The sequence below is a fragment of the Ruegeria sp. AK4 genome (genome assembly GCF_056541025.1).
Map to the genome: position 1 here is coordinate 33,250 of NZ_JBQFXS010000015.1, position 19,390 is coordinate 52,639.

Sequence of the window (19,390 nt, forward strand, 5' to 3'; positions counted from 1 at the left end):
CCGGGGACAAACAAGTTGCGCATGGCGCGCAGTCGGTTAAGACAAGTTTCTGTCATCACAAGGAACCTCGGGTGAGCATACGCAAAAAGATTGCAGACAGCGAAGCCGTCCTGAACTGGACCGCGCGGCGGATTGCCAGCTACATCCGGATGGTCAACCGCAATACCCGCTGGCAACGCATCGGGTATGAGGAACTGGATCGGCTGGTCGAACAAGGTGAGCCGGTGATTGTCGTTCTGTGGCACCAAAGGTTGGCGCAATCCCCGTATTTCTTCCCGCTGGACAGGGGGCGTATCTGTTCGATCACCTCCTCGGCACGGGCGGGCAGCATGGTGGGGCGCGTGCAGAAGCTGTTCGGCATGGATACCATCGCCATGGCCAGCAAAACCCGCCACGTGGCCCTGTCGCGGCAGGTGCTGGGGAAGATGAAACAGGGTATTTCCATCGGCATCGCCGCCGACGGGCCGCGCGGGCCGGAACGGGTGCTGTCGACCGTGCCTTTGGTCTGGGCGCGAACCTCGGGCAAGCGGGTGTTCGGGATCACCTTTTCGGCCAGGCATGGGCGCGAAGCGGGCACCTGGGACCGCCTGCTGATGCCGCGACCCTGGCGGAATGAGGGTGTGTTCCTGTGCTGCGAGTGGACCGAAACCGTACCGCGCAAGGCCAGTGAAGAGGAAATCGAGGCGCTGCGCCAAAGCCTTGAGCACCACATGAACGATATCACGGCCGAGGCCGACCGTATGGTCGGGCGCGCGCCGTGGTCGCCCCGTTAACCGCCCCGCAAGCGCTGCATCAGATAGACTTCACTGCCTTCGGGGATCGGTTCGGTCAAGCCCGTGGCGATGACGCGCCCGTCGATAGCGACGGACACGCCCGCATCAATCGGCCCTTGCAATTGCGGATGCGCACGCACGAGGGCGCGCAGCAGTTCGCCGGTGGTCTTGGCCTCAACCTCCACCACCTGCTGGCCCCCGGTCAAAGACCGGAGACCGGACCAGAGGTGGACCTCAACCATTATCCTTGAGCGCCGCCAGAATGCGCGGCGGCGACATTGGCAGTTCCTTCATCCGCACGCCCGCCGCATGCGAGACCGCGTTGGCGATGGCGGCAAGCGGCGGCACGATGCCCGTTTCGCCCACGCCGCGCACACCAAACGGGTGGCCGGGGTTGGGAACTTCGACGATCACTGTGTCGATCATCGGCAAGTCGCTGGCCACCGGGATGCGGTAGTCGAGAAAGATCGAGTTCTGCAGACGGCCATCCTCGCCATAGATATATTCCTCGTTCAGCGCCCAGCCGATGCCCTGCGCGGCGCCGCCCTGATACTGGCCTTCCACATAGGTCGGGTGGATCGCCTTGCCGGCGTCCTGAATGACCGTATAGCGGGTGATGCTGGTCTTGCCGGTTTCCGGGTCGACCTCGGCATCGACGATATGGGTGCCAAAGGATACGCCCGCGCCTTCCGGAGTGGCTTCGAAATGGCCCGAGATCGGGCCGCCGGTCGCGCCCATATGGGCGGTGATATCGGCCAGCGGACGGGGATCAAAGTCGCCCGCATTCGGCCCCGAGGGCACCGCGCAGCCGTTTTCCCATTTCACCGCATCGACCGGGATGCCCCAACTGGCCGCCGCCCGTTCGCACAGCTTCTCAACCGCGTGACGCGCCGCCTTGATGGTGGCAAGACCGCTGGCATAGGTCACGCGCGAGCCGTGGCTGACATCGTTATAACCCAGCGAGGCGGTGTCGGCGATGGTCACGCGGATGTTCTCGTAGGGAATGCCCAGCACCTCGGCCGCCATCAGCGCCATTGACGCGCGTGAGCCGCCAATGTCGGGCGTGCCGACCATCACCTGCGCCGAGCCATCCTCGGACAGCGCCAGCGTCACCGAGGTTTCGCCGCCGTGGTTGAACCAGAACCCGCAGGCGATCCCGCGCCCCTGCCCCGGTTTCAGCGGGGCCGAGTAATGCGGGTGCGCCTTGGCAGCTTCCAACGTTTCGACCAGACCGATGCGTTCGTAGCGCGGGCCGTAACTGGCCCTGGTGCCTTCGTGCGCCGCGTTTTTTAGGCGCACGTCAATGGGATCAAGCCCCAGCTTCTTGCACATCTCGTCAATCACCGACTCGACCGCAAAGGCCCCCATCGGCGCGCCCGGCGCGCGATAGGCGGCTTGCTTGGGACGGTTGGCCATGACGTCATAGCCGATCTGCTTGACGTTGGTCAGGTTGTACGCCGCAAAAGCGCACATCGCCGTCATGTCGCCCGGAGCCCCGGGGAACGCCCCGCCCTGCAGGCGGAATTCGCCCCGCGCGGCGGTGATCGTGCCGTCCTTTTTCATGCCGATCTTGATGTCCATCGAGGCCGAGGCGGTTGGGCCCGTGGCCCGGAACACCTCGGACCGCGACATCACCAGCTTGACCGGACGATTGGCCTTGCGGCTCAGCGCCAGTGCGACGGGTTCGATGAAAACGGTCGTCTTGCCCCCGAAACCGCCACCAATCTCGGATGCGGTGACGCGCAGCTGCGAGGTTTCGATGCCCAGCAGGGCCGCACAGGTTTTCTGCGCAATCCAATGGCCCTGGGTGGTGCACCAGAGCTCTCCCTTGCCGTCATTTCCCAGCATCGCCAGACAGGCATGCGGTTCGATGTAACCCTGATGGGTCGCCTCAGTGACAAAGCTGTCTTCCATGACCAGATCGGCCTCGGCAAACCCGGCCTCGACATCGCCGTGGCCGCTTTCGTGGTAGCGCACGACGTTTGGGTGCATTCCTTCGGGCACGGAATAGTCCGCAGCGCCTTCGCGGATCACGGGGGCATCCGGAGCCATCGCCTTGTCCACGTCGGTGACATGGGGCAGGACCTCGTATTCCACTTCGATCAGCTTGAGCGCATCGCGCGCTGCCAGCGCCGACGTGGCCGCCACAGCCGCCACCGCGTGGCCATCATAGAGGGCCTTTTCGCCCGCCATGACGTTTTCCAGAACGTTGTAAAACTCGCCCTCCAGACCGGGCTTGAACGGGACATCGGCGAAATCCGCGCGTGTCACCACGGCTTTGACGTCCTTCATCGCCTCGGCCCGGGACGCGTCGATCCTGACGATCCGGGCGTGGGCATGGGGCGAGCGCAGAATTGCGCCGTGCAGCATGCCGGGGGCTGACATATCAGCGCCGAACTTGGCGCGGCCTGTGACCTTGTCCAAACCGTCAGGGCGGTTCGGGCGGGTGCCGACAAAAGTGAATTCCGATTTACGGTCGTCCAGTGCCATTACGAAGCCTCCCGCAGGTCTTCCGCCGTTTCCATCACGGCGCGAATGATCTTGTCATAACCGGTGCAGCGGCACAGATTGCCTGCCAGCCAGTACCGGGTTTCTTCCTCGGTCGGGTTGGGGTTCTTCTCCAGCAGCGACTTTGCGGCCACCAGAATGCCCGGCGTGCAGATGCCGCATTGAAGGGCGGCATGTTCGATGAACTTTTTCTGCAGCGGATGCAGAATGTCACCGTCCGCGATTCCCTCGACGGTCTCGATGGTCTTGCCATCCGCCTCGACCCCCAGCATCAGGCAGGAGCAGACCAGACGGCCATCAACGGTGACCGAGCACGCGCCGCAATCGCCGGTGCCGCAGCCCTCTTTCGCGCCGGTCAGGTTCAGCTTGTCGCGCAGACAGTCCAGCAGGGTTTCGCGCGGGTCGCACAGGTATTCGACCGCGTCCCCGTTGACGGTGGTGGATACGTGGAACTTGCTCATACGTGTTCTCCCTTCGCGCGGGCATAGGCGATTTTGGCGGCGCGCTTGACCAGAACGCCAGCGACCTCGGTGCGGAACGCGATGGTGCCGCGCTTGTCGTCGATCGGGTTACAGGCGGCCGAGGCCGCTGTCGCCAGCGCCTCCAGCGCGGCATCGTCCAGCGTGCTGCCGATGATGGCTTTGGCGCAGTCTTCGACCAGCAGCACGGTCGGGGCGACGGCCCCCAACGAGACGCGCGCCTCGGTGACCGTATCCCCGTCCAGCCGCAGGCTGACGCCGACGCCGACCACGGCGATGTCCATCTCGGTACGCGGAATGAAGCGCAGATAGGCGTCGCCCGCATTGTCGCCGCGCGCAGGGATGTTGACCGCCGAAATCACTTCGCCCTTGGCCAGCGAGGTCTTGCCCGGCCCGGTTGGAATATCTTCGACGGCCACCTCGCGGTCGCCATCCGGGCCGGTCACGGTGACGGTCACACCAGCTGCAACCATCGCAGGCACCGAATCCGCCGCCGGAGAGCCGTTGCACAGGTTGCCGGTCAACGTCGCGCGACCCTGTACCTGAGTCGAACCGATCAGGTCCATCGCCTCGACCACACCGGGCCACTCGCGGCCCAATTCAGCGTGTTCGCTCATCTCGGCACCGGTGGCGGCAACGCCCAGCGTCCAGCTGCCATCGGCATTGCGGGTGATGTCGCTGACGCCGTCGATCTTCTTGATGTCGATCAGCGTATCGGGCGTCACCAGATCCGAGCGCAACTGCACCAGCACATCCGTTCCACCGGCCAGAAACCGGGTGATGCCCGTTGCGTTTGCAGCCAGTGCCGACGCCTCGGCAAAGCTGGCGGGGCTGTGATACTCCATGAAAATACCTCGCACCTGTTGATCAGGGTTTATTGGGGTTCGCAGGGGACGTTAGTGCAGCATGCAGGCGGCGTCCATGGCTGGAACGACCAATTTTTGCGATTCAAAATGTCGTTTCCAGACTTTGCATCACAGATCGATCTCGACCACACCGCCCGGTTGCGCGGCCCGGCTTTGGCACAGGATGATAGCGCTCTCGCGTTGTTTGTTGGACAGCACGAAATCGCGGTGCTCGATCTCGCCCGAGATCACGCCGCATTTGCACACGCCGCAGATCCCGTCCGAGCATTTCACATCCACGTGAATGCCTGCTTCGTTCAGCACCTGCGCGGCGTCCTTGTCGGCGGGGACGGTCAGGTCGCGGCCCGATTTCGCCAGTCTCAGGGTAAAGGGATGGTTTACGTAGTCGGGCTGTTCGGGGACCGAGAAATACTCCAGATGCCGCGCCTCTTCCGGGAATCCCTGCTGTTCCGCCGCCTGTATGACGCCGTCCATATAGCGGTCGGGTCCGCAGGTGTAGACGTGCCAGCCATCCTGATAGCCCGAAAGGATCGCATCCAGATCGGCCCGCGTGCCTTCGTCCGAGAAATGATAATGCACATGGTCCGCCCACGGCATCGCGGCGAGATCATCCAGATACCCGGCCCCTGCGCGGGAGCTGGCGGAGTAGTGCAGTGCAAACGGTTTGCCCAAAGCGTGCAACCGGTGCGCAAAAGCGATCATCGGCGTGATCCCGATGCCGCCGCCCATCAGGAAGGTCTTGGTCGCGGTCTCATCCAGTTCGAAAAGATTGATCGGTTTCGAGATGAACACCTTGCGCCCTTCGCTGAAGATGCGATGCAGCAGGGCCGAGCCTCCGCGCCCTTCATCCTCGCGCAGCACGCCAATTTGATAGGTGGCGCGGTCGGACGGGTCGCCAGACATCGAATATTGCCGCAGGAACTCAGGCGCGACCAGCACGTCCAGATGCGCGCCCGCAGTCCATTCCGGCAGCGGCGCGCCATCCAGCGTCGAGAATTCGTACTTGCTGACATCCGCGGTCATCTTGTCGACGCTGGTCAGTTCCACCCGCATCACCGGCGCGTCTCCCGCGATCTGGTAGCGGTGAATGACGGACATGTCGCCCGCCGCCTTGCGGGCCTTGTAGTCATCCGCCGTTACCATCGCCTCATAGGCGGCGATCCCGGCTTCGCGGTCCATCGCAAAGGGATAAGGCCAGGGGTGCGGCGCAAGCGGGGCGGGATAGACGGCCAGCGTCTGATCCTCGTATTTCAGGTCCAGATCGGTTTGCAGGTCGCGCCGGTTCAGCGCGTGTTCCGAAGGGCGATAGGCCCCGTCCGCCTGCAACTCGATATCCCACCACCATTTCTTGGTGTCGTTCAGCCCGCCATTGCCCACCGCATCGTCCAGCTTGGCCAGTGCAGGGGCCGCCGAGGGTATGTTCATCGCGGCCCAGCGGAAGGGGCGTTCCTTGAAGATCCCCTCCAGATTCCACGGGCAGGTTTTCATGCACCGCCCGCACATCGCGCCGCCGGGCGTGGTCACCCGGTAGGTGGCGCATTTCTGGCTGTCGGATTTCCAGATTTCATAGCCGTTGAACATCAGCTTCGGCCCGGCGGTGATCGCGCCCGAGGGGCATTCGCGGGCGCATTTGTTACAGGCCTCGCAAAAGCGCTGCAGGCCGAAATCGATGGGCTTGTCATGCGCCATCGGCATATCGGTTGTCACCACGCCCGACTTCAGGCGCGGGCCCAGATAGGGGTTCAGGATGACCTCGCCGATCCGGCTGACCTCGCCCAGCCCCGACAGCAGCAACAGCGGCGGCTGCAGCACCTCGCCATCCATCACCGTGTGCGCCTTGGCCTTGTAGCCGAGGTTGCGGATCTGCTGCGCGATCACACCGCCCAGCAGGGAAAACCGCAGATAGGCGCGCATCGACTGGGCGACGCTGATCCAGTCGTCGCCGCTGGCACCCTCCATCGTCTCGTAGCCCTGATCAATGATCATGCTGACGGCCTGATCGTGGGGCGGAATGATCTCCTCGCCCGTCGCATCATGGGAATACCACGCCCAGTCTGGACAGCGGCTCAGGCCCACCGCATCGACCCCAAGAAAATACGTCGCTGCCTTGATATTGGCGGCGTTGCGGGCTGCATCGGTGGGTTTGGCGACATCCGCGATTTCCCCATCCTGCAGCAGCACAAACGCCCCCAACGCGCGCCGTTGCGCGAAACTCGGGGCGGATTTGCGGACGTAATGCCCGCCCTTCGCCGCATCCTGCAGGTTCTTGCCCATATCGCCAAACTGCGCCCGCGCGAACATGTCGGCCCGTTTGGGCACCCGGGCGACATTTTCTTCGTCGATATAGGTGGTCGGATCCTCCACGCGATTGAGGGTTTCAAACGGATGCGCCCCGTCCACATAGCGCCGTTTCGCATAAGGATCGCGGTTCAGCGCGTTCTTGGCGAACCCCGCCCCAAGCCACCACGCCGGGCCTTGTGTCCGAAACCACGGCTGCTGCGCCAGTGGCTGCAGCGGCCCGTCATGGGCAATCGGCATCTCAGTGGTGACGGCCGCCAGCCCAAACCGCGATCCCAGCCACGGCGCGACAAGCTGGCCTATTTCGACCGAGGCCAACCCCGCCGCCACGGCGAGTTTGCCCAGATCAACATCCGAGGACATGGCCGTATGCGCCCGCGCATCAAAGCCCAGCAGGCGGATGTAATTGGCAATCACCACAGCGTTTTCCGAGGCCAGCAGACAGGCCCGGTGGTCCTGCGCATCCAAAATCCACTCCGCGCCGGGTTCATCCGGATCGGGATCGCGGTTGTGTTCATAGAGGAAGACAATGGCATGGCGATGCGCATCCAGCGGTCCGGGTGTCGCCTCCATACTATCCTTCAGATCGGCCATGATCAGGTCGATGCCCGAGGCCAGCGTTTTGGTCTGCCGCGTACGCAGGGCATGGGCCAGCCGGTCGATATCGGGGTTGCGGCGCGGCTGATCCAGCAGAGCCTCGGGCGGCAGGGGGCCGCAGCCCATCATCGAGGCGTCGTTGAAATAGCCGAACGCTTTCAGATGGTTGGCGCGCTCTTGCGGGTCAGACGGAATCTCGGACGCCACAGGGTTCACGAGCCCGTCCCGGATCGTGTCCAGCATGGCCTGAAACTCTCCCATCGCGTTCACGATGCTTTCGGGTCGGTCGGGCCTGTGAAAGCTGAGCACCGGCATCGCGGGCACGCCGGACAGATCAGGCAGATGATCCTGCCGCGCCAAACGTTCCAACGGGTATGGCCCCATATGAACCGGGCGGTTCTTGTCCGAGAAAAAGCGGATCCCCATCCTGCGCCTCCTGTCCTTCCTAATCCCCTAACCTGCCGTGCTGAGCAAATCCATTCACAAAAAACGCGACGGGACCGTCGTGCAGTGATTTCAGTTAATTACTGATTTTGTGCCGCCTTCAGGCCTGGGATAGCAGCCAGTCCCGCATCTTCCCGACAAGTTCGGGATGGCGCGGTTTCCTAGGCGCGACCACGTAAAAGCCCAGATCATCGACCAGAACCTGATCGAACGGCCTGACCAACCGCCCGCTCTCCAGTTCCGACGCCACGAGGGCAGCATTGGCCAGCGCAAAGCCTTGCCCCGAAACAGCGGCATCAATCGCCAGTCCGGTCTGGTTGAACGTCATCATGCGCGGCTTGCCCGTCACCCCTGCATGTTCAAGAAACAAAGGCCAAAGCCCATGAGAGTCGCTGAGCAACACATGCGGCATCAGGTCAGCAGGGCCCGAGACCTGCGCCGCCAGATCAGGCGCGCAAACCACCATGAACTCGGTCGAGAGCAGCGGCTGGGCCTGCAAACCTGCCGCAATAGGCCTGCGGCTTTGACGTACGGCGATGTCGACCCCGTCCCGGTTGAAATCCGCCAGCGCTTCGCGCGCGTCCACACGCACTTCAATATCGGGGTGCCGGGTGGTGAATTCGTGCAAGCGCGGGACCAGCCATTTCGAGGCAAAGCTCGGGGTGACGGAAATCACTATCTGGCGCAGGCCCGAGAACTCTCCGACAGCCCCTTCGATCAGGCGAAAGGCGCGGCGCAGCGGGGCATGAAAGCGCCGCCCTGCCTCGGTCAGGCGCAACCCGCGCGGCAGGCGGTCGAACAGCGGTGCGCCCAATCGCGCCTCAAGCCCGCGCACCTGCTGGGCGACGGCGCCTTGGGTTACACCCAGCTCCTCGGCAGCAAGGCGGAAATTCAGGTGCCGGGCGGACGCCTCGAAAGCGCGCAGGGCGTTGAGCGGGGGAAGGGCGGGCATGGCGCTACTCAGTAGATTTTCTACAGCATAAGGGCAGAAGAACTGATTGGTCAAATTCCGGCTCTGGCGCCATGTTGTCCGCAGACTGGAAACGGAGATTGGAAAGATGGCAGACAAGGTGGCGCTGATAACGGCGGGTGGCAGCGGGATGGGCGCGGATGCGGCCCGGCGGCTGGCGGCAGACGGGTTCAAGGTGGGGATATTGTCCTCATCCGGAAAGGGTGAGGCACTGGCCCGCGAACTGGGCGGCGTTGGCATCACCGGATCGAACCAGTCGAACGGTGATCTGCAAAGGCTGGTGGATGCGGCAATGGCCCATTGGGGGCGGATCGATGTGCTGGTCAATTCCGCTGGGCACGGCCCCCGCGCCCCGGTTCTGGAACTGAGCGACGACGACTGGCACACCGGCATGGATGTCTATTTCCTGAACGCCGTCTGCCCGACCCGGCTGGTCACGCCGATCATGCAGGCGCAAGGTGGCGGGGCCATCATCAACATCTCGACCTTCGCCGCCTTCGAACCGGACCCGGTTTTCCCCACATCCGGTGTGTTCCGCGCAGGACTGGCCGCCTTTACCAAGCTGTTCTCGGACAAATACGCGGGCGACAACATCCGCATGAACAACGTGCTGCCCGGCTTCATCGACAGCCTGCCCGAGAAAGAGGAATTCCGGTTGCGCATCCCGATGGGTCGCTATGGAAGAAGTTATGACGAGATCGCCTCGGTCATTTCCCTGCTGGCCTCAGACGGCGGCGGCTACATCACCGGGCAGAACATTCGGGTGGACGGCGGCATCACCCGCGCGGTCTGACCGGCTATCCGGTCACAAGCGCCCTTTGGTCGTCGCGGCCCATGGCGACCAGCAGGGGCGCGGTCTCCTGCTGCGCTGCAAACGCGGCCTTGTCCGTCATGCCGCGCCACTGGGCCAGAACCAGCGACTGCGCAACTGCCCCGCCAAGGGTCGCGCCCGGACCGGTCACGATGAAAAGGTCCGGCGCAAACTCGCGCGCCGCCGTTTGCACGGCGCGGGTGAAATCATAGGGCTCCGTCACCTGATGGCCCAGCGTGTAATCCCACAGCGCATCCGTGTCGGTTGCGTCCGGCCACCAGATTTTGCCCCGCCCGTCGATCATCGGATGGCGGGGCTGTCCGAACAGACCCGCCGCCAGTTGCGCCCGGCCTTCCGCCGCCACGGGGGCCTGCAGCCGGGTGTGGAACGCGGCGTGGTTGGGCAGGCGCATGGGAAAACGGTCCTGAACCACGGGCTGAGACGCCTCGAACGCGGCCAGCCCGGCATCGTTTCCGGCCAGAACCAGCATGCCGCCCAAATCGATCGACAGTGCCAGATCCTGCCCCTCGGTCGCGTCGATGCGCGCAACGTCCTGTATCAGTGCCTGTTTCCGACCGGGATCGTTGACCCAGGTGTCGTCGGTAAAGGGATAGACCAGTTGGCCGCCGATCAGATGCTGCTGCATCAGGGTTCCCATCGTATTCACAACCCGGAACCCGTTTTCCGCACTCAACGCCCCGGCCACGGCCAGCGCGATGTACCAGCCCATCGAGTTCCCGGTGACGGCGACCACCTCGATATCCTCGGCCAGCGCCTGCGCATCGGCCAGCGATGCGGCATAAATCAGGGGTGAGGCGACATCGCCGCGCGAGTATTTCCCGACCGTAAGGCGATCTGCGGCATCCAGCGCCGTCACGGGTTCTTGCCCGGTTTCTTCCCGAATGGCGTCGAAGGCGCGGAACATCGGCAATTGGTCCGCGTGGTGCCAATGCAGATAGCCCAGTTCGGGCTTGTTATAGGTGCCCCGACCGGGGCAAATCACGACGGCGGTACGGGTCATGTGCTGGCTCCGGTTAGTTGCAATGCGGCAGCGACGATACCGTCTTTCGAGGGCAAAGGCGCGGCATAGGCAGGCCCGGTTGGGATGAAACAGTCCTCAGCCACCACGCGGGCAGTCGGGGTGGCGGGACTTTCTTCGTCGAAGAAAGTCATCAGCGCTTCGGACTGGCTGCCGGTGCGGCGGCATTCGTCGACGATCAGCACATGTTTGCAGCCGTGCGTCGCCTCAAGCAGCGCTTCGGCCGGCAGCGGTGCCAGCCAGCGCAAATCGATGATGCGGGTCTTGATGCCTGCCGCCTGCAGCTCGGGCAGTGCCTGGTGCGACAGATAATGGCCGTTGCCATAGGTCACGACGGCCAGATCGTCGCCATCGCCATGCACCCCGACCTCACCCAACGCGATCCGCTGGTCCGGAGAGGGATAGGTCGTCATCCACCCCCCATCCTGCGCCTGATGCAGATCGCGCATGGGATAGAGCGCGATGGGCTCCAGAAACACCACCACCCGCTGTTCTTCCCGCGCCAGCCGCACGCATTCGCGCAGCATCTGCGCCGCATCCGCACCGGTCGAGGGGCAGGCAATGATCACCCCCGGAATGTCGCGCAGAACTGCCAGCGAGTTGTCATTGTGAAAATGCCCGCCAAAGCCTTTTTGATACCCAAGGCCCGCGATCCGCAGCACCATCGGATTGGTGAATTGGCCGTTCGAGAAAAACGGCAGCGTCACCGCCTCACCCCTGATCTGATCTTCGGCATTGTGCAGATAGGCGAGGAACTGGATTTCCGGGATCGGCACAAATCCATTATGGCCCATGCCGATGGCCAACCCCAGAATGGACTGTTCATCCAGCAAAGTGTCGATCACCCGGTCCGGGCCAAAACGCTGCTGCAGTTTCTGGGTCACGCCATAGACGCCCCCTTTGCGGCCCACGTCTTCGCCCATACAGACGATTTCACCATGCTCTAACATCAGATCGGTCAGCGCCCAGTTGATCAGGCGGCTCAGGGGCTGCGGGTCCTGCATGGCCCGCATGTCACCACCGAAAGCGGTGGCGCGGGCGTCGGCGGTCGGCCCGTTTGTCGGCTTGCAGGCGCGCCTGGGCGGGATCAGGCTGGCCATCACCTCTGCCGCGTTTGCCAGATGCGGGCGGGTCGCGGCCTCGGCAGCGATGCGGTCGGTGCGGGCGCAGGTGTCCTGATAGATCCTCAGCGCCGCATCCGGGGGCAACGCCCCGGCGTGATCCAGCAAACGGACCGAATGCAGCAGCGGATCGTTGGCCTCATCGGCTTCGACTTCGGCCTTGCTCAGATAGGTTGTGGGCACATCCGCCCCGGCATGCCCATAAAGACGCACGGTTTTCAGATGCAGAAAGGCCGGTTTGCGGCGCGTGCGGACATAATCGGCCGCCTCTTGCGCCACAGCGTATGTCTCATAGATATCCAGCCCGTTGGCCTGAAAATACTTGATCCCCGGACGATGCTCCATCGAGGCCTGAATCCAACCCGTGGGCGTTTTGACCGAAATGCCGATGCCGTTATCCTCGCACACGAACAACAGCGGCAAAGGCGTGGACTGCACGCTGGTCCAACCCGCCGTGTTGATCGCCCCCTGCGCGGTCGAGTGGTTGGCCGAGGCATCCCCGAACGAGCACATGGCGATCCCGTCCAAGGGCAGTTCCCGATGTTCGGGATCATGCCTGCGCGCAGCCCCCAGCGAATAAGCGGCCCCGACGGCCTTGGGCAGATGGCTGGCGATGGTCGAGGTTTGCGGCGGAATATTCAGCGCTTTCGACCCCAGCACCTTATGCCGCCCGCCCGAAGTCGGGTCCTCGCTGGAACAGGCGAAGCTCAGCAGCATATCCCAGGCGATCTGCTGGCCCGGCACCTGCTCGGCCCGCGCGATCTGAAACGCGGCGTCGCGGTAATGCAGAAAGGCGATATCGGTCGGGCGCAGGGCATGGGCGACGGCGGCCATGCCTTCGTGCCCCGACGATCCGATGGTGTAGAACCCCTGCCCCGCCTTTTGCATCGCCCGGCTTGTGCGGTCCAGCGCCCGGCTCAGAACCTGCGACCGGAACAGGGACACGGCATCCGTATCCCTCAGGCCCTCACATGGCGGCCGCCCGTCCGGAAAGTCGCGGTTTGCCACACGAGACAGGAAGTTTTCATGAACGATCTGGGCGCGGTCCATAGTCTGGCCTTTTTCAAACGGGGTGGGGCATGCCCGATATGTGGGCGCATCCCTGCACCAAACACCCCCTGTATCCCGCTGGCGCAGGGAAAAAGCCAGTGATAATCAGAAGCAAAGGTATGAGGAAATGTCATATGATCGCGCCCCGCCGTTTTCTGCCATCCATATCGTCCCTGCTGGCGCTCGAAGCGGTGGACAGGCTCGGCAGCGCCTCGGCCGCCGCCGAGGAACTGTCGCTGACGCAAAGCGCGATCAGCCGTCAGTTGAAGGCGATGGAGGAACAGCTGGGCGTCGATCTTATCCAGCGCACGCAGATGCGGCTGCAGCTGACCCCTGCGGCCAAGGATTATGTCCAGACGGCGCGCGCGGCACTGCAGCAACTGGCGCAGGCCTCGCTGAAGCTGAAGGCGAACCCCACCGGCGGGTCCCTGCATCTGTCGATCCTACCGGCCTTCGGGATGCATTGGCTGGCGCCGAGGCTGCAGGATTTCGCTCGCCGCCACCCGGAAGTGACCGTCATTCTGAACACGCGCCTGAAGCCGTTCGACTTTGACACCGAGCCCTTCGACGCCGCGATCCATTTCGGCCAGAAGAACTGGAGCGGCGTGAACTACATGAAGATCATGCAGGAAGAGGTGCTTCCGGTCTGCGCGCCGGAACTTTTGCCGGACCAGCCCTCAGGCATCGAGTGGCTGACACAGGCCCCTCTGCTGCATCTCGAAACGCGCCCGGATGGCTGGGACCGGTGGTTCGCCGCCCAAGGACACCCGGCCAGCGGGCAGCGCGGCATGATGTTCGACCAGTTCTCGACCATGATCCAGGCCACCATTCATGGGCTGGGTGTGGGGTTGCTGCCCGGGTATCTGGTGGCCGAAGACCTGCAGAACGGTCGGCTTGTGCCGGCCTGCGATGGGCCAGAGGTCAGTCTGGGCGACTATTACCTCGTCTGGCCGACCGGGCGGGCAGAGACGGAACCGCTGAAATCGTTTCGGGTCTGGCTGGAAGAACAGCTGTCCTCATAGTGCGAAAACTGCGCGGCCTTCGGCCTTGCGTCTTGCGGACGGCTGGGGGCCGGGCAGGTGCGGGAGCGCCCGTTTCAGACGTCAATCGACCGCGCGATCAGTTCCTTCATCACCTCGTTGGTGCCGCCATAGATCATTTGCACCCGCGCATCCGCGTAAAGGCGGGCAATCGGGTATTCCATCATGAAGCCATAGCCGCCAAACAATTGCAGGCATTCATGCACAATCTCGTTCTGCACGTCCGAGCCCCAGTATTTGACCATCGACGCGGTGGCTGCGTCCAGTTCGCCCGCCTCAAGCTTGCCGATGCAATCGTTGACGAAGCTGCGCAGAACCTCGGCCTTGGTCTTGCATTCCGCCAGCTTGAACCGGGTGTTCTGAAAATCCATGACCCGTTGCCCGAAGGCCTTGCGCTCCTGCACGTATTTGACCGTCTCGGCGATGGCGAAATCGATGGCGCCCAGCGCCATCAATCCGATGGTCAGACGCTCCCACGGCAGTTGTTTCATCAACTGGTAGAACCCCTGCCCTTCCTCGGGGCCCAGCAGGTTGGTCATCGGCACTTTGACGTCCTCGAAGAACAGCTCGGCCGTGTCGTTGCCCTTCATCCCCAGCTTCTTGAGGTTCCGCCCCCGGCGAAACCCGTCCGCGCCTTCGGTCTCCACAGCGATCAGGGATACGCCTTTCGCGCCCAGTGACTTATCCGTTTTCGCGGCCACGATGATCAGATCCGCCGTCTGGCCATTGGTGATGAAAATCTTAGACCCGTTCAGCCGGTAGGAATTGCCATCACGGTCCGCCGTCGTGCGCACCGCCTGCACGTCCGATCCGGTGCCGGGTTCGGTCATGGCCAGCGCCCCGACCATCTGACCCGAGGCCAGTTTCGGCAGCCAGCTCCGCTTTTGATCCTCGCTGCCATAGGCAGTGATGTAATGGGTCACGATGGACTGGATGCCATAGCCCCACCCGGCATCCCCCCGCGCGGCCTGTTCGTAGATCGTGACCGAGTCGAACCCCATGCCGCCGCCGACCCCGCCATATTCTTCGGGGATCGCCCCGGCCATAAGCCCGGTTTCCCCTGCCTTGGTCCAGAAATCGCGATCCACGACGCCATTGTCGACCCAGCGCTCGATATTGGGGGTCAGCTCATCATCCATGAACCGGCCTGCCATTTCGGCAAACATCCGGTGTTCGTCTGTGACCCAGGCGGCGGTAGAGGTAAAAAGCGACATGAAGGGCTCTCCGAAACTGTTGTTACGGAAAAGCTATCTTCGGATTTGATCCCTGCCAATCCGGGTGACGCGGCGTTCCCGCCCTGCGCTACGCAACGTTTCTTGTCATCAATGCGTTAGCCGCTGCCGATCAGTCGAGCGCCGCCGTGATCAGCGCCCTTGCCGCCTCTTTCCCGTCAGTGGCGGACTCGCAATTCTTCAGCATCACCGCGGACACGATGGCCCCTTCCTGCAGCAACTGCACCTGTCGGGCCAGCTTTTCAGGCTCGCGCGCGCCGGCTTTGCAGGCCAGGGTCGTGAAATAATCCAGCACCAGGCGCTTATTCTCGGCCGCCTGAATGTGGATGGGATGATCGGGGTTCTGATATTCCGCGCCTGCCTTGACAAAGATGCAGCCGCGAAACCCGTCTTCTTCGAACCATTCGCGGATGACGTCGAATCCGGCGATCAACTGGTCTGTCGGGCTGTCGGCAATCTCTTCGACGCGCTGCAGGAACCAGTCGCGAAAGCTTTCATCCCGCAGGCGCAACACTGCAAGGATCAGGTCCTCTTTGGTGCGGAAATGCTTGTACATTGAGGTTTTGGACACACCCGTTTCCACAACAAGCTTGTCCATGCCGGTGGCGTGAAACCCGTCCCGGTAGAACACGTCCAGAGCCTTCCGAACCAGCTGATCCCGTTTGTTTGGACGCATTAACCCCTCCGAGGTGTACTGATTGGTACATAATTCCTGCGGTGCATGAATGCAATCTGACTGCCACAATTGCATGCCGCGCTTCGGAACAATTCTCACCTTCCCGTGTGTTGGGCAGTTCCGCTGCACATTTTCATTGATTGGGCGGACAGATCGGTACACCCTGAGATAAGTTTACCGATCAGTCCACTAAAGGAGCCGAGAAATGCAACGCCGCGCCAGCCCGTTTTCGCCCCAATACGTGCCTTTCCTGCTGACACTCGCCCTTCTGGCCGCAGCGCTGATCTGAGCGCGGCAGGGTGATCGCCCAGCCCTGCTTTGTCAGGGCGACAGGCGATGCCCAGCGCCGGGCCTCTGAAAGGACCACTCATGCCGCGTGCTTTTGCTGAAGTAACCTTCACCCCGAAAGTGCGCGCATCAGGAACGGATGGGGTCGGCGCAAACCTACGCCAAATTCATCAAAGGCGGGTCGCAGCAGGGTCAACTGATCGGCGACCCCATCTGAACGCCTTGGCCAGCAACCGGCGACCTGAGCCCGTGCGGAAATTTTGACGCACCCCTCTTGACCTTCCCGTCACTGGAACCCCCATCTGAGGGGCAACGAAATTGCCCGGACCGAGTCGGATGGCGGACCCTCAGACATATCACCTTAGAATCGAAGGCATGCACTGCGCCTCATGCGTCGCCCGCGTCGAAACCGCATTGCGGGTCGTTCCGGGCGTGGAAAGCGCGGCGGTCAACTTTGCCACCGAAACCGCGCAGGTCGCGTTTGACGGGCCTGTAACTGCGCTGACCGACGCGCTAAAGGCCGCAGGCCATCCGGCAGCCGCGCGACACGCCGTTCTGGCGGTCGAAGGCATGAACTGCGCCTCATGCGTCGCGAAAATCGAACGGGTGCTGAAAGCGAACCCAGGCGTGGTCGAGGCCACTGCGAACCTTGCCAATAAAACGGCAGCGGTGACGTATATCGACGGTGCGACCGATCCCGCAGCGCTGGCGCAGGTTGTGACCCGGTCCGGCTATCCCACGCAGCCGGCTGGGGCGACAGGTGCAGACCCCGATACCAAGGCGGATGAAATCGGCCACCTGACCCGCTTGACGCTATTGGCCGCGGCGCTGGCGCTGCCGGTTTTCATTCTGGAAATGGGCGGGCACCTGATCCCGGCGTTTCATCACTGGGTGCATGCCACCATCGGCGCGCAGACCAGCCAGGTGATCCAGTTCGCGCTGACCTCGGCCTTGCTGATCGGGCCGGGGCGGGTGTTTTACGCCAAGGGCATTCCGGCGCTGCTGCGCGCTGCGCCCGATATGAATGCACTGGTCGCCTTGGGCACCGGGGCGGCCTATTTCTATTCGGTCACGGCGACCTTCGCCCCTGATCTGCTGCCCGCAGGCACGGCGAATGTGTATTTCGAAGCCGCCGCCGTCATCGTCGTTCTGATCCTTCTGGGACGGCTGATGGAGGCGCGCGCCAAGGGCAAAACCGGCGCTGCGATCCGCAAGCTGGTCGGGCTGCAGCCCAAGACGGCGCGCGTCGAACAGGATGGCGCAACCGTGGACCGCGCAATCGCCGAAATCGCGGTGGGCGACATTCTGCAGATCCGTCCGGGTGAGCGGGTGCCGGTGGACGGAGCGGTTCTGGACGGAACCTCTTACGTCGACGAAAGCATGATCACGGGTGAACCCGTGCCGGTCGGCAAATCCACAGGCGATCAGGTCGTCGGTGGCACCGTGAACGGCACAGGGGCCTTGCGGGTACAAGCCAGCCGCGTTGGCGCGGATACCGTGCTGGCGCAGGTCATCCAGATGGTCGAGCAGGCGCAGGGCGCGAAGCTGCCCATTCAGGGACTGGTCGACAAGATCACCTACCGATTTGTGCCGGCTGTGATGGCGGTGGCCGGTCTGACCGTTCTTGTCTGGCTGATCTTTGGGCCCGCCCCTGCCCTGCCGCTGGCGCTGGTCGCCGGGGTCTCGGTCCTGATCATCGCCTGCCCCTGCGCCATGGGGCTGGCCACTCCGACCTCGATCATGGTGGGCACGGGCCGCGCGGCAGAGCTGGGTGTGCTGTTCCGCAAGGGCGACGCACTGCAGCAATTGCAGCAAGCGCAGGTCATCGCGCTGGACAAGACCGGCACGCTGACACAGGGCCGCCCGGAACTGGACAATGTGACCCGGGCAAACGGTTTTGACCGGGCCGAAGTTCTGCGGCTGGCCGCCGCGCTTGAGGCGCGGTCCGAACACCCCATCGCCACCGCAATCACCCGCGCCGGTCCCCCGGACCTGCCTGTGGTGTCGCAGGTTCAGTCGCTGACCGGCCTCGGCCTGCAAGGGCGGGTCGAAGGCAAGGACATCCTCATCGGCTCGCACAAGCTGATGCAACAGCAAGGGATCGATATCGCCGGTCTGCAAGCTGACGCAGACGCCCGCGCCGCTGCAGGGGCGACCCCTCTGTTCATGGCCATAGACGGCCAGGCGGCGGCGAGTCTTGCCGTCTCGGACCCGGTCAAGCCCGGCACGCGTGCGGCCTTGGCGGCGTTGCACCAGATGGGGGTGAAGCTTGCGATGATCACCGGCGACAATGCCCGCACCGCCCGCGCTTTGGCCGACGCTCTGGGGATCGATCATGTCACTGTCGAGGTGCTGCCGGACGGCAAGCTGGAGGCTATTCAGGCCCTGCGCGCCCAATACGGAACGGTGGCCTTTGTCGGCGACGGGATCAATGACGCGCCTGCCCTGGCGGCGGCGGATATTGGCGTTGCCATTGGCACCGGCACGGATGTCGCCATCGAAACGGCGGATGTGGTTCTGATGTCGGGCGATCTGCGCGGCGTGGTAAATGCGGTCGAAATCAGCCGCCGGACCATGCGCAACATCCGCCAGAACCTCGGCTGGGCTTTTGGCTACAACACACTGCTGATCCCTGTGGCGGCGGGGGTTCTGTATCCGTTTGGCGGTCATCTGCTGTCGCCCGCTCTGGCCGCCGGTGCGATGGCCTTGTCCAGCGTCTTTGTCGTCACCAACGCCCTGCGCCTGCGCCGCGTCCGCGCCAGCGCGGCCGAGACCACCCTGCCCGCAACCGAGGAGGCCCCCGCATGAATATCGGAGATGTCGCCACCCGCACCGGCCTGCCCGCCAAAACGATCCGCTACTACGAGGATATCGACCTGATCAAACCCCTGCGCGACGACAACGGCTATCGCTGGTTTCGCGAGCAGGACGTGCACAAGCTGACCTTTCTGGGCCGCGCCCGCGCGCTTGGGTTCACCATCGAGGACTGCCGCACCCTGCTGGCGCTTTATTAGGATGAAACCCGGGCCAGTTCGGATGTGAAACAGGTGGCAAAGGATCATCTGGCGCAGATCGAGGCCAAAATCGCCGACCTCAACGCCATGCGCGATACGCTGGGCCATCTGATCGACGCCTGTGCAGGGGATGACAGGCCGGATTGCCCCATCCTGCAGGATCTGGGCGGTAAGGCATAGGGGT

General features: G+C 63.5%; 14 protein-coding genes and 1 pseudogene. 5 read left to right on the plus strand and 10 right to left on the minus strand.

Features of this window, described 5'->3' with window-relative positions; translation table 11 throughout:
• Positions 1 to 71: 71 nt before the first annotated feature.
• Entirely contained in the window at positions 72 to 773 is a 702-nt protein-coding gene (locus ACR0EZ_RS19840; protein WP_480616388.1) for a lysophospholipid acyltransferase family protein, read from the plus strand.
• Here the strand turns inward: ACR0EZ_RS19840 and ACR0EZ_RS19845 are convergent.
• The 6 genes from ACR0EZ_RS19845 to ACR0EZ_RS19870 form a co-directional block, all read right to left on the minus strand.
• The gene (locus ACR0EZ_RS19845) at positions 770 to 1,015 is read right to left on the minus strand and encodes a MoaD/ThiS family protein (RefSeq protein WP_480616390.1); all 246 of its coding nucleotides are present in this window, start codon (positions 1,013 to 1,015) and stop codon (positions 770 to 772) included. The two genes, ACR0EZ_RS19840 and ACR0EZ_RS19845, sit on opposite strands and share 4 nt — an antisense overlap.
• Positions 1,008 to 3,263: a xanthine dehydrogenase family protein molybdopterin-binding subunit gene (locus tag ACR0EZ_RS19850; protein ID WP_480616392.1), complete on the minus strand. Its 2,256-nt coding sequence runs from the start codon at positions 3,261 to 3,263 to the stop codon at positions 1,008 to 1,010. Before ACR0EZ_RS19850 ends, ACR0EZ_RS19845 begins: the two co-directional genes overlap by 8 nt.
• Positions 3,263 to 3,742 (minus strand): (2Fe-2S)-binding protein, encoded by a 480-nt coding sequence (locus tag ACR0EZ_RS19855; RefSeq protein ID WP_480616394.1) that lies wholly within the window; start codon positions 3,740 to 3,742, stop codon positions 3,263 to 3,265. Before ACR0EZ_RS19855 ends, ACR0EZ_RS19850 begins: the two co-directional genes overlap by 1 nt.
• Positions 3,739 to 4,605, minus strand: coding sequence for an FAD binding domain-containing protein (locus tag ACR0EZ_RS19860; RefSeq protein ID WP_480616396.1), 867 nt, complete (start codon positions 4,603 to 4,605; stop codon positions 3,739 to 3,741). The genes ACR0EZ_RS19855 and ACR0EZ_RS19860 overlap by 4 nt, the downstream gene beginning before the upstream one ends.
• Positions 4,606 to 4,734: 129 nt before the next feature.
• The gene (locus ACR0EZ_RS19865) at positions 4,735 to 7,947 is read right to left on the minus strand and encodes a reductive dehalogenase (protein WP_480616398.1); all 3,213 of its coding nucleotides are present in this window, start codon (positions 7,945 to 7,947) and stop codon (positions 4,735 to 4,737) included.
• 118 nt (positions 7,948 to 8,065) lie between these two features.
• Complete coding sequence (locus ACR0EZ_RS19870) at positions 8,066 to 8,917, minus strand: LysR substrate-binding domain-containing protein (protein WP_480616400.1); 852 nt, start codon at positions 8,915 to 8,917, stop codon at positions 8,066 to 8,068.
• Between the two features lie 106 nt (positions 8,918 to 9,023).
• Here ACR0EZ_RS19870 and ACR0EZ_RS19875 point away from each other — a divergent pair, with 106 nt between their 5' ends.
• Complete coding sequence (locus ACR0EZ_RS19875; protein ID WP_480616402.1) at positions 9,024 to 9,728, plus strand: SDR family oxidoreductase; 705 nt, start codon at positions 9,024 to 9,026, stop codon at positions 9,726 to 9,728.
• Between the two features lie 4 nt (positions 9,729 to 9,732).
• Here ACR0EZ_RS19875 and ACR0EZ_RS19880 read toward each other — a convergent pair whose 3' ends face one another.
• Both ACR0EZ_RS19880 and ACR0EZ_RS19885 read right to left on the minus strand, forming a co-directional pair.
• On the minus strand, positions 9,733 to 10,767 hold the full coding sequence (locus ACR0EZ_RS19880) for an ACP S-malonyltransferase (protein ID WP_480616404.1): 1,035 nt from the start codon (positions 10,765 to 10,767) through the stop codon (positions 9,733 to 9,735).
• Entirely contained in the window at positions 10,764 to 12,956 is a 2,193-nt protein-coding gene (locus tag ACR0EZ_RS19885) for a dehydrogenase E1 component subunit alpha/beta (protein WP_480616406.1), read from the minus strand. Before ACR0EZ_RS19885 ends, ACR0EZ_RS19880 begins: the two co-directional genes overlap by 4 nt.
• Before the next feature lie 134 nt (positions 12,957 to 13,090).
• Between ACR0EZ_RS19885 and ACR0EZ_RS19890 the strand changes: the two genes are divergently transcribed.
• Positions 13,091 to 13,978 carry a LysR substrate-binding domain-containing protein gene (locus tag ACR0EZ_RS19890; RefSeq protein ID WP_480616408.1) on the plus strand — a complete coding sequence of 296 codons (888 nt, stop codon included), beginning with the start codon at positions 13,091 to 13,093 and terminating at the stop codon, positions 13,976 to 13,978.
• 74 nt (positions 13,979 to 14,052) lie between these two features.
• On the opposite strand, the gene ACR0EZ_RS19895 is transcribed toward ACR0EZ_RS19890, so the two are convergent.
• Together ACR0EZ_RS19895 and ACR0EZ_RS19900 are read right to left on the minus strand one after the other, a co-directional pair.
• Positions 14,053 to 15,210, minus strand: coding sequence for an acyl-CoA dehydrogenase family protein (locus ACR0EZ_RS19895; protein WP_480616410.1), 1,158 nt, complete (start codon positions 15,208 to 15,210; stop codon positions 14,053 to 14,055).
• 130 nt (positions 15,211 to 15,340) lie between these two features.
• Positions 15,341 to 15,904: a TetR/AcrR family transcriptional regulator gene (locus ACR0EZ_RS19900; protein WP_480616412.1), complete on the minus strand. Its 564-nt coding sequence runs from the start codon at positions 15,902 to 15,904 to the stop codon at positions 15,341 to 15,343.
• Between the two features lie 624 nt (positions 15,905 to 16,528).
• On the opposite strand from ACR0EZ_RS19900, the gene ACR0EZ_RS19905 reads away from it, so the two are divergent.
• Together ACR0EZ_RS19905 and cueR are read left to right on the plus strand one after the other, a co-directional pair.
• Complete coding sequence (locus ACR0EZ_RS19905; RefSeq protein ID WP_480616414.1) at positions 16,529 to 19,000, plus strand: heavy metal translocating P-type ATPase; 2,472 nt, start codon at positions 16,529 to 16,531, stop codon at positions 18,998 to 19,000.
• Positions 18,997 to 19,386, plus strand: a pseudogene (gene cueR, locus ACR0EZ_RS19910) (Cu(I)-responsive transcriptional regulator). Before ACR0EZ_RS19905 ends, cueR begins: the two are co-directional and overlap by 4 nt.
• Positions 19,387 to 19,390: the final 4 nt, after the last annotated feature.

Bases quoted from the DNA above. Each gene is read 5' to 3' on its own strand.
- ACR0EZ_RS19845 (WP_480616390.1), bottom strand. From the start codon at position 1,015: ATGGTTGAGGTCCACCTCTGGTCCGGTCTCCGGTCTTTGACCGGGGGC.
- ACR0EZ_RS19850 (WP_480616392.1), bottom strand. From the start codon at position 3,263: ATGGCACTGGACGACCGTAAATCGGAATTCACTTTTGTCGGCACCCGC.
- ACR0EZ_RS19855 (WP_480616394.1), bottom strand. From the start codon at position 3,742: ATGAGCAAGTTCCACGTATCCACCACCGTCAACGGGGACGCGGTCGAA.
- ACR0EZ_RS19860 (WP_480616396.1), bottom strand. From the start codon at position 4,605: ATGGAGTATCACAGCCCCGCCAGCTTTGCCGAGGCGTCGGCACTGGCT.
- ACR0EZ_RS19865 (WP_480616398.1), bottom strand. From the start codon at position 7,947: ATGGGGATCCGCTTTTTCTCGGACAAGAACCGCCCGGTTCATATGGGG.
- ACR0EZ_RS19870 (WP_480616400.1), bottom strand. From the start codon at position 8,917: ATGCCCGCCCTTCCCCCGCTCAACGCCCTGCGCGCTTTCGAGGCGTCC.
- ACR0EZ_RS19875 (WP_480616402.1), top strand. From the start codon at position 9,024: ATGGCAGACAAGGTGGCGCTGATAACGGCGGGTGGCAGCGGGATGGGC.
- ACR0EZ_RS19880 (WP_480616404.1), bottom strand. From the start codon at position 10,767: ATGACCCGTACCGCCGTCGTGATTTGCCCCGGTCGGGGCACCTATAAC.
- ACR0EZ_RS19885 (WP_480616406.1), bottom strand. From the start codon at position 12,956: ATGGACCGCGCCCAGATCGTTCATGAAAACTTCCTGTCTCGTGTGGCA.
- ACR0EZ_RS19890 (WP_480616408.1), top strand. From the start codon at position 13,091: ATGATCGCGCCCCGCCGTTTTCTGCCATCCATATCGTCCCTGCTGGCG.
- ACR0EZ_RS19895 (WP_480616410.1), bottom strand. From the start codon at position 15,210: ATGTCGCTTTTTACCTCTACCGCCGCCTGGGTCACAGACGAACACCGG.
- ACR0EZ_RS19900 (WP_480616412.1), bottom strand. From the start codon at position 15,904: ATGCGTCCAAACAAACGGGATCAGCTGGTTCGGAAGGCTCTGGACGTG.
- ACR0EZ_RS19905 (WP_480616414.1), top strand. From the start codon at position 16,529: ATGGCGGACCCTCAGACATATCACCTTAGAATCGAAGGCATGCACTGC.